Consider the following 16,498-nt stretch of genomic DNA (forward strand, 5'->3'; position numbering starts at 1 on the left):
CCCGCCCGTGAGATCATGGTCTCCCTACGCGCTGCTCGTCGTCGCGGCCATAGCGCTCGACCAGTGGATAAAACATCTGGTCGAGACCGGCCTGCCGTTTCAGGAAAAGCTCGATCTCGTGCCCTTCCTGGCGCTGTTTCGCACCTACAACACCGGCATCGCCTTCTCGATGTTCTCGACCTTCGGCGACACCGGGCTGATTGTCATCTCGCTGGCGGTCGTTGCCTTCGTGCTGTTCCTGGCGACGCGGATCGCGCCGTCCCAGATCCTTGCCCGCACCGGCTTTGCGCTGATCGTCGGCGGCGCCCTCGGCAATCTCATCGACCGCGCCGTCTACGGCCACGTCATCGACTACATCCTGTTCCACACGCCGGTCTGGTCCTTCGCCGTCTTCAACCTGGCCGACGCCTTCATCTCGGTGGGCGCGGCACTGGTCGTCTTCGACGAACTGTTCGGCTGGCGTCGCGAGCCCAGATCATCGAATGCCAAGTCTTCCAAAGATTGACCCCGTGCGGCCGTCGCCGCACAGTCCATGTCGCCAAACAAGACCGCGGAGAAAGAGATGCCCGAAACCTTCAAAGCCATCCTCGTTTCGCGTGACGCCGAGAAAAAGCAGTCGGTAGCGGTGACCGATCTCACCGAGGCCGACCTGATGGATGGCGATGTCACCATAGCGGTCGAGGCGACGACGGTGAACTACAAGGACGGCCTTGCAATCACAGGCAAGGCGCCGGTGATCCGCCGCTGGCCGCTGATCCCCGGCATCGATTTCGCCGGCACCGTCGTCTCGTCTTCCCATCCTGACTGGCGCGCCGGCGACAAGGTCATCCTGAACGGCTGGGGTGTCGGCGAAACCCACTTCGGCGCCTATGCCGGCCGCGCCCGCGTCAAGGGCGACTGGCTGGTTCCGCTGCCGCAAGGGATGAGCCCGCATGACGCGATGGCGGTCGGCACCGCCGGCTATACCGCCATGCTCTGCGTCATGGCGCTGGAACGGCACGGCATCCTGCCTGATCGCGGCCCGGTGGTGGTGACGGGGGCGGCCGGCGGCGTCGGCTCGGTCGCGGTCTCGATCCTGTCCAGCCTCGGCTACCATGTCATTGCTTCCACCGGCCGCAACGCCGAAAGCCCCTATTTGATCAACCTTGGCGCCGCCGAAGTGATATCGCGCGACGAGCTTGCCCAGCCGGCCAAGCCGCTGGCCAAGGAGCGCTGGGCCGGCGGCGTTGACGCGGTCGGCAGCCACACGCTGGCCAACGTGCTGTCGATGACCTCCTACGGCGGCGCGGTCGCAGCCTGCGGCCTGGCCGGAGGCATGGACCTGCCGACGAGCGTCGCCCCCTTCATCCTGCGTGGCGTCTCGCTGCTCGGCATCGATTCGGTGATGGCGCCGAAGGCGGTCCGTCTCGAAGCATGGCGGCGCATCGGCACCGACCTCGATCTGCAGAAGCTCGCCAGCCTGTCGACGACCATCGGTTTCGACGGCATTATCGATGCCGCGCATGACATCGTCGGCGGCAAGATCCGCGGTCGTATCGTCGTGGATATGTGAACCGCTCGACTGCCCTGAGAAGGCGGACGGAATTGCCAACTCGGATGGCAAATCCGCCACCACCGGGGCGAAAAGCACTCATCCGCTAAAATTCGAACGATCCGCCGCAATTTTCCATAATCTCTCTCTGGCAAGGGTTTCGCATGATCGCGGAATCCGGCAGCCAACGGGTGGACACAGGCGAAGACGTCGATGCGGCGCCGACGTCGACGCGGCGCTTTGTCGCCGCGCCGCCGCTGGTGCCCGAGCCGGAACCCGCCAAGCGCGAGGGCCTTGCGTTGCTGGCCTTCGCCGCCATCGTCGTGTTGGCGGGCCTCGCGCATCTGACCGGAGCACCGATCTTTATCAGCGTCGCATTGCTGGCAGTCGGCCTTGCCGGCCTTGCCCTGCATCTTCGCGCTAGGCGGAGCGAACACCGCACCGCGGTCCTGCTCGACGAGACCACCGCCCGCAGCCGCGCCGAGATCGAGACGCTGGCCGACCGCATGTGGGAGATGCAGGAGAGCGAGGAGCGGTTTCGCGGCCTGATAGACGCACTTGGCGACCTCGTCATTCATCGCGACCGCGATGGCTACATCGTCTATGCCAACAAGATCTTCGCCGACCTCGTCGAAAGCGATCAACGCGACCTCGCCGGCAAGACCCTGGCTGAACTCGGCATCGATGTCGGCATCGTGCCCGACGCTGCCTTTTCCGATCATGAATGCCTGAGTTCCACCGATGTCTCCATCCGCACGCCGAGCGGGCCGCGCTGGTTTTCGTGGATCGAACTGTCGGTGCGCGACAAGGACAGTGGCGCCGTTTCGCATCGCGCCATCGCGCGCGACATCACCGCCCGCAAACGCGCCGAATCCTCGCTGATCACCGCTCGCGAGCGGGCCGAATACGCCAGCCAGGCCAAATCGCGCTTCCTCGCCACGGTCAGCCATGAAATTCGCACGCCGATGAACGGCATCATGGGCATGGCCAGGTTGCTGGCCGACACCAGCCTGTCGCCGGAACAGCAGACCTATGTCGGCGCCGTCTCGACGTCGGCCAGCGCATTGCTTGCCCTGATCGAGGATCTGCTCGATTACTCCAAGATCGAGGCGGGGCGCTTCGACCCGGAGCCGCAGCCGATGTCGGTGCGCGAAATCGCCGACAACATCGTCGAATTGCTCGCTGCCCGCGCCTTCACCAAGGATATCGGGCTGGGCTGCCATGTCGAACCCGACGTGCCGCAATTGATTACCGCCGATCCGGGCAAGGTCAGGCAGGTGCTGCTCAACCTCATCGGCAATGCCATCAAGTTCACCGACAGCGGCGGTGTATTGGTGAGCATCGCACGCGCGCGCACCGAAACCACCGACCGCATCTGCTTCACCATCGCCGATACCGGTCCAGGTCTGCATGAAGACGACCTGGAACGCATTTTCGAGGAGTTCGAGCAGGCCGACGGCACCTCGACGCGCACGCATGGCGGGGCCGGCCTCGGCCTTGCCATCTCCAAGCGCCTGGTGGCCGCCATGGGCGGCACGATTTCGGTGTCGAGCCGGCTCGGTCAGGGGTCCGAGTTCGTCTTTGAAATCCCGGCAATATCGGCCACCGAAGCGCCGCAGAGCCGGCAGAACGCGCTCTCGGGGAAGCGCGCGGTGATCCTGTCGAAGAACGCCGTCGAGGCCGATGCCATCGCCCGCACCATCCGCGCCAATGGCGGCGCGGTCGATGTCGCCATCACCGTCGCGCAGGCCGCTCCTTTCTCGAACGGCTGCGATGTGCTCCTGGTCGACGCAGCGATGGAAGAGAGCGACGGAAGGCTGCTCAAGCGCCTGCGCCAGAGCGGTTTCGCCGACTGCGAGGCCATCACGCTGATCGCGCCGACCGACCGCGGCATGCTTGGCGAGTTCCGCGCCAGCGGCTACGCAACCTTCCTTGCCAGGCCGGTGCGTGGCGGAACGCTTCTGCGTGTGCTGTTGAGCAGCAATGCTCCCGCCCTCGCCCAGCCGCAGCCGGAAAACCGTCACGCGCCCGCGCTGCGTTCCGTAGGCAGCCGCCAGCGGGGCCTGTCGGTGCTGATCGCCGAGGACAACGACATCAACGCCATGCTTGCCCGCGCCACGCTGCTGAAGGCCGGGCATCGCGTCAAGGTGGTCGGCAACGGCAAGGCTGCCGTTGAGGCTGTCACCGGCGCCGGGCACAGCCATCGGTTCGACGTGGTTCTGATGGACCTTCACATGCCGGTCATGGACGGGCTGGACGCGATTGCCGCGATCCGCCGCTACGAGGAGGAAACCGCCGTGCCGCCGGTGCCGATCATGGTGCTGTCAGCGGATAGCCAGGAAAAGACCCGCCATGCGGTGCTTGCCCATGGCGCCAGCGGCTTCGTTACCAAGCCACTCGACCCCGACGCGCTGGTCCATGCGGTCGAGGGACAGGTCGCGGCCTAGGGCACGATCGCCAACCGAAGGTCAGGAACTTCGACCGCCCACCCACCCCGCCCGCTCGCGTAACGTAGCCGGTTGACCGTATTCGCCAGCCGACGAAGTATTGCCCACGACGTCGTATCACGGTACTGTCACAATCCTGTTGCACCTACACCGTATCCCCGTGCCAAGAGGGATGGCTCGAAGGAGAATCCTCGTGCATACAGTTATGCCGGAATGTGACACTCGGCCGAACGCCAGCAGCGCCTTGCTTGCCGGACGTAACGTCGATTCCGTCATAAAGGGCGCAGCACTCGGCCGTATCGGTAATCTCGAAGTGCGGCTCGCCCGCAACGAGGCCGAGATCGCGGCCGCGCAGGAAGTCCGCTACCGGGTGTTCTACGATGAACTCGGCGCCAGGAAGGATTTGTTCCAGGCGCCGGATCGCCGTGACGCCGACCGGTTCGATCCGCTCTGCGACCATCTGCTTGTCTTCGATACTTCGCTTTCCGGCCCCGAACATCGGCGTATCGTCGGCACCTATCGCCTGCTGCGGCAAGAAATCGCGGCCGCCGCTGGAGGATTTTATTCCGAAGGTGAATTCGAGCTGACCAAGCTCATCGCCCGTCACCCCGGCCAGCGTTTTCTCGAGCTCGGCCGCTCCTGCGTGTTGCCTGAATATCGGTCGAAGCGCACCATCGAGGCGCTGTGGCAAGGTATCTGGGCTTATATCAACCACTACGAAATCGGTGTGATGACCGGCTGCGCATCCTTCCACGGCACCGTGCCGGCGGCGTATGCCGAGGCGCTCACCTATCTCGCCCATCACTGCCGGACGAATTCGGCCTGGGACGTGCGCGCGGTGTCCGGGCGCTACTGTTCGATGGATCTGATGCCGATCGAGGCGGTCAATGCCAAGGCGGCGATCGCGGCGATGCCGCCGCTGGTCAAGGGCTATCTGCGCGTCGGCGCCCGCATCGGCGATGGCTGCGTCATCGACCGCGAATTCTCGACGGTCGACGTGTTCGTGGTGATGCCGGTCAAGGAAATCGGCGCCCGCTACGTCAACTATTATGGCGGGGAAGCCCAGCGCTTCGCTGCGTGAATAGCGGCAACAACCACTATTCGCTACTCACTTTCTTTCACGGAATATCTTCCGGTCGCCGGCCGGGCCGGCTCTTGTAGGGGGGAAACGCCCAGCCGAAGCGAAGCGCGCCGCCGCGCACGGCGAACGCCGCGGCGAAGCCGGCCAATCCTGAGACAATCTGCGGCAAGCCAACAACATCGCCTGCTGTAAAGATGGCAGCGCCGACGAGCGCGGCCGTGACATAGATTTCGGGCCTCAGCAGCACGGAAGGCTCCCCCGCCAGAAGATCACGCAGGATACCGCCGAATGTCGCGGTCAGCATGCCGGTTATCACCGACACCGCCGGCGAGCCGGTGATGGCAAGTCCCTTGGCAGCGCCCATCACGGAAAACGCAGCAAGGCCGATGGCGTCGAGCCAGAGCAGCAGCTTGTAACGGGATTCGACGCGGTGCGCGGTGAAGAACACCACCACCGCCACCACCGCGCAGATCAGCACATAGTCCCGGTTTCCCACCCAGAACACCGGTACGTTGAGGATCAGGTCGCGAAACGTGCCGCCGCCGATGCCGGTGACGCTGGCCAGGAACAGGAAACCGATAATGTCGAGCTGCTTGCGTGAAGCAGCAAGCGCCCCGGTCGCGGCAAAGACGGCGACGCCGGCATAGTCGAGAAGCGCAATGGGGTTCATGAGTGAGCGAATAGCAAGCAGTGGGTAGCCAATAGGCAATAGCACGAAGCCACTTGGCCGCTATCAACTATTTCCTACTCGCTACTCCCTATTCGCTACTCACTCTCATCAGGCGTCTTTCTCAGCCTGCTCATTGACAGGCCCAGGCTCGACTGCCGCTTCGGCCGCAACCTTCGGGCCGCCCTTGGCGACGCCGACCATGGCCGGGCGCAGCACCCGCTCGCCGATCGAATAGCCCGGCTGCACGACCTGGACCACGGTGTTCGCCGGGACATCCGGATTGGGCACTTCAAACATCGCCTGGTGGAAATTGGGATCGAACTTCTCGCCTTCAGGCGTGAGTTTCTTGACCCCGTGCCGTTCCAGCGCCGACAGCATGGCGCGCTCGGTGAGGTCGACGCCTTCGATCAGCGCCTTGAAGCCGGCGTCCCCGGATGCCTTGGCTTCAGCCGGGATGGCGTCGAGCGCGCGGCGCAGATTGTCCGACACCGACAGCATGTCGCGCGCGAAATTCGCCACCGCGTAGGTGCGCGCGTCGTGCACGTCGCGCGCGGTGCGGCGGCGCAGGTTTTCCATCTCGGCCGCGACGCGCAGCGCGCGGTCCTTCAGGTCCTCATTTTCCTTCAGCAGCCGCACAAGGGCTTCATAGTCACCATCGATGCTGCCTTCCGTGCGCTCGGCATTGGCCTCGGTCGCCTCGACTTCATCGGGCGCGCGTTCGTCTTTTGCCTGGTCGCTCATCGCCGTTTCCCGTCAATCTCGAATGATATGGATTTTGAGCCCGATATCGAGGTTTGGCAGCCAAAAATCAAGGGGTAAGCGACAGTCGAGGCTCACTGCCAGGGCAGGACACAAACGGCAAGGTCCTTCGATTTTAATTCAAACTTTACCTTAACTGACGGCCTTCCTTGCCACGAAGGCGTGATGCGGGAACCATTTCCTTGCTGGAGGAGTTTCGAAGCCGACACAGGATTTTTGAGATGATGACCCGCAACAAAGGCGAAAAGGGAGAACGGCTGGCCACGGAGGTCAGGCGCCAGTTCGGTGCCGAGGCGACGACGCGCTTTCTGCGTACCTTGCCGGCCTTCCGCACCGAGGCCGACATTCCCGACCGCCTCAGGGAGCTGCTCGACCGCCTCGACGGGGCGGAGGACGGCGACGCCGGCTGGCGCCGGCAGTAAACGCAACGACCAACCTGGCAACAACCCTCCATCGGCAATAGCCTGAGAGAGCCGAACCATCTAGTGATGGACGCGTTATGATTCACATGGAGGACGTAGTGCGCAAGGTTTCGATCACCTCATTGCTGTCGGCGCTTGTCGGCCTTGGCGCCGTTGCATTGGTGGCCTTTCCGTCACAGGCAGAGAGTCTGCAGCTGGAATTGGGCAAACATGGCCCGCGGCTGAAGCTCTTGCCAGATTGCGATCCCAACTACGACGATTGCGATTTCCGCCGCGACGACTGGCGTGACCGTCGTCACTCACGAGGCTGCACGGAGGATCGGGCTCTCGATAAGGCGGAACGGATGGGCATCCGCCGGGCAAGGATAGAGTCCATCGGCCGCCGCGAGATCACCGTCCGCGGCAGACAGTATGGCGACCGCGTGCGCGTGACTTTTGGAACCGAGCGCGGCTGCCCCATCCTCGATCGCGAGTAGTGATCGCCCCAAAGCAGAAAAACCCGGCGCTCCAGGGTGAATCGTCGACTGGTCAAATTGGGACTGACCGGGTCGACCGCCGAGCCACGCGACAATTACGCACAGTAATTTTGCGTGATCCCTGTCTTGCGGCGGCGGGATACCCCGCCTATGCTTCCTGATGAACATGATTTCCCCTGAGACGGCCGCCAACAGCAAGCGCGCCTGGCTGAAGATTTTGGCGCGCTACAAGAAGCCTGACAGGCGCCGCAGCGCGCTCGAACTCGCGATCACCCTTATTCCCTTCGTCACGCTGTGGGCGCTCTCTTCGGCCGCCTACTCCTACGGTCATTGGTGGGGTTTGGTCCTCGTTCTTCCGGCGGCCGGGTTTCTGGTGCGCATCTTCATGATCCAGCACGACTGCGGCCATGGTTCCTTCTTCGCCAATCGTTATGCCGACGACTGGATCGGCCGCGCGCTGGGCATCCTGACGCTGACGCCCTACGACTGCTGGCGGCGTGCCCACGCGACCCATCATGCCAGCGCCGGCAATCTTGACGAACGCGGCATGGGCGACATCAGGACGCTGACCGTTGCCGAATACCGGCAATTGTCATGGCGAGGCCGCCTTGCCTATCGCCTCTATCGCCACCCGCTGGTGATGTTCGGGCTGGGGCCGATCTGGCTGTTCATCTTCGAGCAAAGGCTGCCTATCGGCATGATGCGTGGCGGCCTGACCCCTTGGGTGTCGTCAATGACCACCAATCTTGGCATCGCGGTTGCGGCAGCTATCCTCATCTGGTTCGTCGGCCCCGGCGCGTTCCTGGTTGTCCATCTGCCGATCGTCATCCTTGCCGGTTCGGCCGGCATCTGGCTGTTCTACGTCCAGCACCAATTCGAGGAGACGGAATGGGCAAAGGATGCGGACTGGGAATTCCAGCACGCCGCCTTGCACGGATCGTCCTACTACGACCTGCCGCCGGTGCTGAACTGGTTCACCGGCAATATCGGCGTCCACCACGTCCACCACCTTTCCGCCAAGGTGCCGGGCTACCGGTTGCAGGAAGTGCTGCGGGATTATCCGGAACTGCGCGGCATCGGCCGCGTCACGCTGCTCGACAGCCTGCGCTGCGTCAAACTGGCGTTGTGGGACGAAAACCGCCGCAAGCTGGTGTCGTTCCGCGAGGCGCTGGCGGCGGCGTAAAGAAACCGCCGCACCATACGGCGCGGCGACATTCGGCAAATCCTGGATTGTTTTGAAGCAATTCCGAATGGAAAACCGGAATTGCTCGCTTTGTTTGACGCAATTCCGGACGGAAAGCCGTTTGGTGCTTTTCCTGGAATTCCTCGCGATCAGGCCGCCTGGCGCTCTTCGCGCATCAAGATCTCGCCATGGCGGATCTCGGTGCCCAGCACCTTCAGGCATTCGCGGATGAAATTGGACAGGCCCGGCCAGCCCTTGGCTGACACGAGATTGCCGTCGACATGGGCGCCGGTCGGCGCGACGTCGATGTAGATGCCGCCGGCCAGCGTCACCTCCGGCTCGCAATAGTGAAGCGCTGCGACTTCCCGGCCCCGCACCACGCCGTCGACGGCGATCAGGATCTGCACGCCGTGGCAGATGGTGAAGATCGGCTTGCCGGCCTCATGGAAATGCCGCACCAGCGCCTGCACCCGCTTGTCGATGCGGATGTATTCCGGCCCGCGCCCGCCCGCCGCATAGACGGCATCATAATCGTCCGGCTTCACCTCGGCGAAGGTCTTGTTCAGGATGTAGTCGTGGCCGAGCTTTTCCGTGTAGGTCTGGTGGCCTTCAAAGTCGTGCAGCGACGTCTTCAGGATATCGCCGGCCTTCTTGTCGGGGCAGACGACATGCACCGTATGGCCAACGGCATGCATGGCCTGTTCAAAGACGAAAATCTCGTACTCCTCGCTGAACTCGCCAACGAGCATCAATATTTTCTTGCCAGCCATTTGCGGTTCCTCCCTTGGCCATATTTATTTCGGACGGTGAAATAATGGAACTATCCTAAGGGCAGCGCAGCGAAAGGGAAAGCACAAATCCCCCATTGGTAAGACCAGTTCCCGTCGACCGGGACAGGCATCGCTATAGATCGCTTCAAAACAAGCGAAAATAGCACCACTGGTTCGACCAGAACTCCGTCAGGCAACCGCCTTGATCATATCGGCTGCCTTTTCGGCGATCATGATGGTCGGCGCATTGGTGTTGCCGCCGATCAGCGTCGGCATCACCGAGGCGTCGACCACCCGCAAGGCCCGTATGCCGCGCACGCGCAGTTGCGGATCGACCACCGCCATGTCGTCGATGCCCATCTTGCAGGTGCCCGCCGGGTGATAGATCGTATCGGCACGGGCTCGGATATGGGTCATCAGCTCGGCATCGCTCGATACGCCGGCGGTGTAGATTTCCCTGGCGCGGTATTTGGCCAGCGCCGGCGCCTCCAGTATGCCGCGCATCATTCTGACACCTTTGAGCAACAGCTCGGCGTCGCGTTTGTCGGACAGAAAACGCGGATCGATGCGCGGTGGCGCCAGCGGGTCGCGCGCCGACAACCCGACCTCGCCGCGCGAATGCGGCCGCAGCACACAGACGTGGCAGGAGAAACCATAACCCATATGCAGCTTGCGACCATGATCATCGACGATGGCGATGCAGAAATGCAGTTGCAGATCGGGACGATGGATCGCCGGGTCGGATTTGAGGAAGGCGCCGCCCTCCGCGTAGGGCGTGGCGATCATACCGCCGCCATCCCTGCGCCAACGCCGCAGATGCCGCAGCAGGCTAGGCAGACCGCGCAGGCCAATGCCCATCATGTCGGTATTCTTCGATTTCCAGCCCATGATGAAATCAAGATGGTCCTGCAGGTTCTTGCCGACGCCGGGCAGTTCATGGATGATCGGAATTCCGTGCGCTGCAAGCTCGACAGCCGGGCCGATCCCGGACAGCATCAAGAGCTGTGGCGAGCCGAAGGCACCAGCGCAGACGATGACCTCGCGCCTGGCCTTCGCAACGGCTTCATTCTTGCCGGTGCGATAGCGCACGCCGGTAGCCCGCTTGCCTTCAAGGACGATACCCGTGGCTTGCGCTCCGGTGACAACGGTGAGGTTTGGCCGGCTCATCGCCGGGTGTAGATAGGCGGCGGCTGCGGAACAGCGCTCGCCATTGCGGCGTTCGCCCCAGAATTGCGTGACCTGATAAAGTCCGGCCCCTTCCTGTTCGACGCCGTTGAAATCATCGTTGCGCCGGATCTGGTTTTCGCCACAGGCCTCGACAAAGGCCTTGGAGAGCGCACGCGGCTCCTGCTGCTCGGCGACCCGCAATGGTCCCTCGCCACCGTGCAAGGCATCCGCACCACGCTGATTGCCTTCCGCACGCCGGAAATAGGGCAGCACCTCGCCCCATGACCAGCCGTCGCAGCCGAGATCGGCCCATTCGTCATAGTCGCCGCGGTGCCCGCGTGTGTAGAGCATGGCATTGATGGCGCTCGAGCCACCCAGCGCCTTGCCGCGCGGCTGGTACCCCTTGCGGCCGCCAAGCTCTGGCTGCGGCACGGTCTCGAAGGCCCAGTTGTTGATCTTCGGCCGGCCCGGCAACAGCGCGATGACGCCTGCCGGTGCGCGGATGAGCAGATCTCTGCCCTCGCCGCCGGCTTCGATCAGGCAAACCCTTTTCGATGGATCTTCTGAGAGCCGCGCGGCAAGCGTGCAGCCGGCGGACCCGCCACCGGCAATGACGTAGTCGAAATCCATGATCTCCTCCCGGTCGGAGCGCCGCGCGTCCAAAGGACCCGCAAAGGACGCTCCGAGACTCATGCACATCAGGCGGATGTTTCCGTCCGGATGACCAAGAGAAGGCCCGATCACAACCGATGTAAAGACGCGTGGAATTACCGCTGCGTCAGCTGACGCGAACGCGCCGCCAGGAATATTTTGGCCCCTTGGGCTCCTGTACGGCGGTTGGCTGGTAGTAGAGCCCCAGCCCGCCGGTGCGGCCCTCTTCCAGCCGCTTCAACAGCACCGGGTTAGATATCTCGAATTCGTCGAAGCCGAGCCGCAGCATATGCGGCAACTGGTCGACCAGCACTTGGCCGGTGGCGCGCACTGCACCCTCGAAATGATAGCGGCTGCGCAGCAATTCGCCCTTGGAGAAGGACCGGCCGTCGCTGAAGGCCGGGAAGGCCAGTGCCACCAGTGACAGCTGGTCGAGCAGATCGGCGATCTTCTCGAGCTGGTCGCCGGGCTGCAGCGTGACGCCGAGCCGCTCCGTGGCGGACCGGCGCACCTCGGGATCGAGATCGAGAAACGCCTGCAGCGGCAGGATGAAGCGGCCATTGGCGGACAGCGCGTCCGCACTTTCGGCATGAGCCCACTCGTCCTCGCGAAAACCGGTCGGGGTCCAGAGGCGGGTCTCCGGTGTCGTCGGTTCGGTCATCAAAAATTCCTAAGTCCGAAAGAATTCCAGGGTGCGTGAAATTCAGGTGGGTTCCGAGAACCGGAGCGGAGCGTACTTAAGTACGTGAGCACCGGAAACCGCCAGTTGCAGGCCGGCATCACCTGAATACTACATACCCTAGAGCGATGCGTCGGTCAGCGACTTTTCCAGTCCCGACAGGTGAATGCCGCACTCGGTCTTGGCATGACCGGCCCAGCGGCCGCTGCGCGCGTCCTCGCCGGGCTGCACCGGCTGCGTGCACGGGAAGCACCCGATCGACAGATAGCCATAGGCGACCAGCGGATTTTCGCGCAGCGCATGCGCGCGCATGTAATCCGCCTGGTCCGATGTCGTCCAGTGCGCCAGCGGATTGATTCGGATGCGCGGCCCGACCGCCTCGAACACCGGAAGCGCTGCCCGGGTCGAGGCCTGGAAGCGCTTGCGGCCGGTGAACCAGGCGCGGAAAGGTGCAACGCCACGCGCCAGAGGCTCGACCTTGCGCACGTCGCAGCAGGCGTCGGTATTGCTCTGGTGCAGATTGCCCGTCGGGTCGATCCGTTCGAGCGCTGCTTCTTCAGGTTTGATCACCCGGATGTTGGTCAGCCCGAAATCGGCGGCAAGCGCGTCGCGATAGCTGAGCGTCTCCTCGAAATGCTTGCCGGTGTCGAGGAAGATGACCGGCAGCGTCCGGTCGATCGTGGAGATCATGTGCAGCAGCACGGCCGAATCGGCGCCGAATGACGACACCGCGGCGATCTCGTCGTGGAACAGTTCGCGGGCCGAGCGTTCGATGATCTCGAGCGGGGTCAGATGACCATACAGCGCATCGAGCCCCGCTGCTTTCGCGGCGATGCCGTCATCGACGTCGACGATACGGTCAAGCGGCCTTGGCTTCGCCAGCATAGAGCGCCTCCTTGAACGGCGCGGGACCGACTCGGCGGTAGGCGTCGATGAATTTTTCTTGTGGGTTGAGCCGAAGGCCGAGATAGGTCTCGACGATCTGCTCGATGGCGTCGGTGATCTCTTCCGAGCTGAAGCCGCGGCCGATGATCTCGCCGACCGACGTGTTCTCGTCGGCCGAGCCGCCCAGCGTCACCTGATAGAGCTCGGAGCCCTTCTTCTCGACGCCGAGGATGCCGATATGGCCGACATGGTGGTGGCCGCACGCATTGATGCAGCCCGAAATCTTCAGCTTCAGTTCGCCGATCTCGCGCTGCCGCTCCAGCGAGGCGAAGCGGCGCGAGATTTCCTGTGCGATCGGGATCGAGCGCGCCGTCGCCAGCGCGCAATAGTCGAGGCCCGGGCAAGCGATGATGTCCGATATCAGGTTGGAATTGGCCGTCGCCAGCCCGATGTCGACCAGCGCGTCATAGACCGCCTTGAGATCGGCACGCGCCACATGCGGCAGGATCAGGTTCTGCTCATGGCTGACGCGAAGCTCGTCGAAGGCGTATTTCTCGGCGATGTCGGCGACCGCTTCCATCTGGCTGTCGGAGGCATCGCCCGGCACCTCGCCGATGCCCTTCAGCGAAATGGTCACCGCCGCATAGTCGGGATGGCGGTGCGTCACCACGTTCTGGTCGAGCCAATCGGAAAAGCTCTTCGAATCGAGGCGCGCCAGCTTCACCGCTGCGTCGCCGTCCGGCCGGTCGGTGAGCGCCGGAGGCGCGAAATAGGCCTGGATGGCGCGGATATCAGCGTCCGGCAGCTTCAGTTCGGCGTCCTTCAGTTCCTGCCATTCGGCCTCGACCTGGCGGGTGATTTCCTCGACGCCGGTCTCGTGGACGAGGATCTTGATGCGCGCCTTGTACTTGTTGTCGCGGCGCCCATAGAGGTTGTAAACGCGCAGGATCGCCGTGCAGTAGGACAGGAGGTCGACCTCCGGCAGGAAGTCGCGGATCTTCCTGGCCACCATCGGCGTGCGGCCCTGGCCGCCGCCGATATAGACGGCGAAGCCGAGTTCGCCGGCGGCGTTCTTCTTCAGGTGTAGGCCGATGTCGTGGGTCTGGATGGCGGCGCGGTCACGCTCGGCACCTGTTACCGCGATCTTGAACTTGCGCGGCAGGAACGAGAATTCCGGATGCACCGACGACCACTGGCGCAGGATTTCCGCATAGGGGCGCGGATCGGCGACCTCGTCGGCGGCGGCGCCTGCGAAATGATCGGCGGTGACATTGCGGATGCAGTTGCCGCTGGTCTGGATGGCATGCATCTCGACGCTTGCGAGATCCGCCAGGATCGCCGGAATATCCGACAGCGCCGGCCAGTTGAACTGGATGTTCTGGCGCGTGGTGAAATGGCCGTAGCCCTTGTCGTATTTGCGGGCGATGTGGCCGAGCATACGCAACTGCTTGCCGTTCAGCGTGCCATAGGGCACCGCGATGCGCAGCATGTAGGCGTGCAGTTGAAGATAGACGCCGTTCATCAGCCTCAGCGGCCGGAACTGGTCCTCGGTGATTTCGCCGGCAAGGCGGCGCAGGACCTGGTCGCTGAACTCGGCGACGCGGGCCTGGACAAAATCGTGGTCGAACTCATCGTAACGGTACATGCTTCGTCTTTCAGGGCGCGTCCGCCCATGCCTGGTGTCTTGTTAAGCTGCCCGGGCAGCCTGCTTGCCGAGATCGTTGCGGATGGTCGGGCCGGCGGCGCGGATCTTCTCGCGCAACCGCACCGGCTCGACGATGCCGTCGACGACATCGGCGTCGATTAAATTGACGTCGACCACTTCGTTGTCGGCATAGGCCTTGGTGCCGATCGCCTCCAGCCGATCCTCGGCCGCCTTGTCGTGCGCGAGGTCGGCATGGTCTACCGTCTCGGCCCAGCCGCCATCGGCATACCAGACGGCAATGCCGTCACTGAGGCGGTTAGCGGTCAGTATCTTCATTGTTGAACTCCCTCAGTGGCAGCTGCGGACACGCCTGCATGCCTGTGTGCCGCGAGCGGCTCGGACCGTTCAAAGTTGGCGCCGGCAACCGCATCGCCGATGATGGTCATGACCGGGCCGGAAAGATCGGCACGCGCTTCCAGCGACGGCAGGTCGGCAAGCGTGCCGTGGAAGCGGCGGCGATTGGCGAGGCTGGCATTCTCGACCACGGCCACCGCCGTGTCGGGCGACAGGCCGGCCTCGATCAGCCGGCCGGCAACTTCGGCCGCCACCGAGCGGCCCATATAGACGGCGACGGTCGCGCCCGAAATGGCAAGCTTGGCCCAGTCGGGCAGCGAATTGCCCTTGAGGTCGTGGCCGGTCGTGAACACCATCGACGAGGAAACGCCGCGCAAGGTCAGCGGCAATTCGAAATCTGCGGCGGCGGCGAAGGCTGCGGTAACACCCGGAACCACCTCATAGGCAATGCCGGCATCACGCAGTGCTGCCATCTCCTCGCCGGCCCGGCCGAACACCAACGGATCGCCCGACTTCAACCGCACGACACGCTTGCCTTGGCGCCCAAGTTCGACCAGCAGCGCATTGATCTCGGCCTGGCTCTTGGTGTGGCAGCCTTTGCGTTTGCCGACCGGCAGGCGCTCGGCATCGCGGCGCCCCATGGCAACGACCGCTTCCGGCACCAGCGCGTCATGGACGATGACATCGGCCTCCATCAGCAGGCGGTGGGCGCGCAGGGTCAAAAGATCCTCGGCGCCCGGACCGGCACCGACGAGCGCGATATGACCTGAAGCCGGGGAGTTCGAAAGCAGAAGATCGACCGCGGCGTCATGCGCCTGCGACAGCTGGCCGGCGCCCACCGCGTGGGCAGGCGCGCCGCCGAAAAAGTCGCTCCAGAACCGGCGCCGGGCATTGCCTTTCGGCAGCAGCTTCTCGGCAGCACCGCGAAACGACGCGGCAAGCGTTGCCAGCGGCCCAAGCGACGGCGACAGCAGCTGGTCGATGCGGCTGCGCAGCATCTGGGCAAGCACCGGGCCTGCCCCTTCCGTGCCGATGGCGATGGCGATCGGCGCGCGGTTGACCAGCGCCGGGGTGAAGAAATCGCAGAGCTCCGGCCGGTCGACGGCATTGACCGGGATACCCAGCCGGCGCGCGTCCGCGGCCACCCGGCGGTCGAGTTCGTCGTCGCCACTGGCGGCAAATACCATGGCCGCGCCTTCGAGCTGCGACGCGTCGTACGCGGCGACCACATGGCTGGCATCGGACTGGGCGATGAACGCGAGCAGGTCGGGCTCGGCATCTTCAGCGATGATGCGCAGGACCGCGCTCGATTGCCCGATCAGCCGCGCCTTGGCCAGCGCCTCGTCGCCGCCGCCGACGATGGCCACGGTTTGCCCCTCGACCCGCAGGAAGACGGGGAAGGCATTGAGCTTGGGAACAGTGTGCGGCATGGACGCGAGCGGAATCCTGAACGGGCCTGCAGTTCTACGCGCAGGCGCGAAAAACCAGAAGGAACGCACTCGCGCATCGCTTGTCGGGATGCAATCGCTTTTCTGAATGCTCGCTAGCCAAGAGAAAAATATTCCTCGTTGGCACACGGAACGGATTCAAGCTGCTGCCGCAGGCCTTGATTTGCGCCTGTTTTAGCGCCCGACGAAAAATACCGCAAAACAGTTTTTTCTAAATTCTACCAATTTAGTAGATTAAAGCCGCCTGCACCAAAACCCAAGCAAAGTAGCAACATCTCCGCCCTTTTCGATCAGGCGGTGCATGATCTGCGTGAATTCTGACGGCATTCG

The 16,498-nt window shown here is 63.7% G+C and carries 16 protein-coding genes; 7 read left to right on the forward strand and 9 right to left on the reverse strand.

Annotated features, from left to right (window positions below):
* The first annotated feature begins 7 nt into the window (after positions 1 to 7).
* From lspA to olsB, 4 genes are all read left to right on the forward strand, one after another.
* Positions 8 to 505: a signal peptidase II gene (gene lspA, locus HNQ71_RS29115; RefSeq protein WP_184876930.1), complete on the forward strand. Its 498-nt coding sequence runs from the start codon at positions 8 to 10 to the stop codon at positions 503 to 505.
* A 57-nt stretch (positions 506 to 562) separates the two neighbouring features.
* Positions 563 to 1,552, forward strand: a complete 990-nt coding sequence (gene acuI, locus HNQ71_RS29120) for an acrylyl-CoA reductase (NADPH) (RefSeq protein WP_184876932.1) — start codon at positions 563 to 565, stop codon at positions 1,550 to 1,552.
* A gap of 143 nt (positions 1,553 to 1,695) precedes the next feature.
* Positions 1,696 to 3,978 carry a PAS domain-containing hybrid sensor histidine kinase/response regulator gene (locus tag HNQ71_RS29125; RefSeq protein WP_184876934.1) on the forward strand — a complete coding sequence of 761 codons (2,283 nt, stop codon included), beginning with the start codon at positions 1,696 to 1,698 and terminating at the stop codon, positions 3,976 to 3,978.
* Positions 3,979 to 4,183: 205 nt separating this feature from the next.
* On the forward strand, positions 4,184 to 5,059 hold the full coding sequence (gene olsB / locus HNQ71_RS29130) for a l-ornithine N(alpha)-acyltransferase (RefSeq protein ID WP_210334096.1): 876 nt from the start codon (positions 4,184 to 4,186) through the stop codon (positions 5,057 to 5,059).
* A gap of 37 nt (positions 5,060 to 5,096) precedes the next feature.
* Here the strand turns inward: olsB and HNQ71_RS29135 are convergent, their stop codons facing one another.
* Positions 5,097 to 5,729 carry a trimeric intracellular cation channel family protein gene (locus HNQ71_RS29135; RefSeq protein ID WP_184876938.1) on the reverse strand — a complete coding sequence of 211 codons (633 nt, stop codon included), beginning with the start codon at positions 5,727 to 5,729 and terminating at the stop codon, positions 5,097 to 5,099.
* A gap of 108 nt (positions 5,730 to 5,837) precedes the next feature.
* Entirely contained in the window at positions 5,838 to 6,470 is a 633-nt protein-coding gene (grpE, locus tag HNQ71_RS29140; protein WP_184876939.1) for a nucleotide exchange factor GrpE, read from the reverse strand.
* 239 nt (positions 6,471 to 6,709) lie between these two features.
* Between grpE and HNQ71_RS29145 the strand changes: the two genes are divergently transcribed.
* From HNQ71_RS29145 to HNQ71_RS29155, 3 genes are all read left to right on the forward strand, one after another.
* The gene (locus HNQ71_RS29145) at positions 6,710 to 6,910 is read left to right on the forward strand and encodes a hypothetical protein (protein ID WP_184876941.1); all 201 of its coding nucleotides are present in this window, start codon (positions 6,710 to 6,712) and stop codon (positions 6,908 to 6,910) included.
* A 98-nt stretch (positions 6,911 to 7,008) separates the two neighbouring features.
* Positions 7,009 to 7,386, forward strand: a complete 378-nt coding sequence (locus tag HNQ71_RS29150; RefSeq protein WP_343068270.1) for a hypothetical protein — start codon at positions 7,009 to 7,011, stop codon at positions 7,384 to 7,386.
* A 160-nt stretch (positions 7,387 to 7,546) separates the two neighbouring features.
* On the forward strand, positions 7,547 to 8,569 hold the full coding sequence (locus tag HNQ71_RS29155) for a fatty acid desaturase (RefSeq protein WP_184876945.1): 1,023 nt from the start codon (positions 7,547 to 7,549) through the stop codon (positions 8,567 to 8,569).
* Positions 8,570 to 8,718: 149 nt separating this feature from the next.
* Here HNQ71_RS29155 and HNQ71_RS29160 read toward each other — a convergent pair whose 3' ends face one another.
* The 7 genes from HNQ71_RS29160 to cysG all read right to left on the reverse strand — a co-directional run bounded on the left by HNQ71_RS29160 (position 8,719) and on the right by cysG (position 16,150).
* Complete coding sequence (locus HNQ71_RS29160) at positions 8,719 to 9,339, reverse strand: DJ-1/PfpI family protein (RefSeq protein WP_184876947.1); 621 nt, start codon at positions 9,337 to 9,339, stop codon at positions 8,719 to 8,721.
* Between the two features lie 189 nt (positions 9,340 to 9,528).
* Positions 9,529 to 11,136: a GMC family oxidoreductase gene (locus HNQ71_RS29165; RefSeq protein WP_184876949.1), complete on the reverse strand. Its 1,608-nt coding sequence runs from the start codon at positions 11,134 to 11,136 to the stop codon at positions 9,529 to 9,531.
* Between the two features lie 148 nt (positions 11,137 to 11,284).
* Complete coding sequence (locus tag HNQ71_RS29170) at positions 11,285 to 11,818, reverse strand: DUF934 domain-containing protein (RefSeq protein WP_184876952.1); 534 nt, start codon at positions 11,816 to 11,818, stop codon at positions 11,285 to 11,287.
* A 138-nt stretch (positions 11,819 to 11,956) separates the two neighbouring features.
* Positions 11,957 to 12,721, reverse strand: coding sequence for a phosphoadenylyl-sulfate reductase (locus tag HNQ71_RS29175; protein WP_184876954.1), 765 nt, complete (start codon positions 12,719 to 12,721; stop codon positions 11,957 to 11,959).
* The gene (locus HNQ71_RS29180; RefSeq protein ID WP_184876956.1) at positions 12,696 to 14,366 is read right to left on the reverse strand and encodes a nitrite/sulfite reductase; all 1,671 of its coding nucleotides are present in this window, start codon (positions 14,364 to 14,366) and stop codon (positions 12,696 to 12,698) included. The genes HNQ71_RS29175 and HNQ71_RS29180 overlap by 26 nt, the downstream gene beginning before the upstream one ends.
* Before the next feature lie 42 nt (positions 14,367 to 14,408).
* Complete coding sequence (locus HNQ71_RS29185; protein ID WP_184876958.1) at positions 14,409 to 14,702, reverse strand: DUF2849 domain-containing protein; 294 nt, start codon at positions 14,700 to 14,702, stop codon at positions 14,409 to 14,411.
* Complete coding sequence (cysG, locus tag HNQ71_RS29190) at positions 14,699 to 16,150, reverse strand: siroheme synthase CysG (protein ID WP_184876960.1); 1,452 nt, start codon at positions 16,148 to 16,150, stop codon at positions 14,699 to 14,701. Before cysG ends, HNQ71_RS29185 begins: the two co-directional genes overlap by 4 nt.
* Between the last annotated feature and the right edge of the window lie 348 nt (positions 16,151 to 16,498).

The organism is Mesorhizobium sangaii, from assembly GCF_014207355.1.
GTDB classification, from domain to species: domain Bacteria; phylum Pseudomonadota; class Alphaproteobacteria; order Rhizobiales; family Rhizobiaceae; genus Mesorhizobium; species Mesorhizobium sangaii.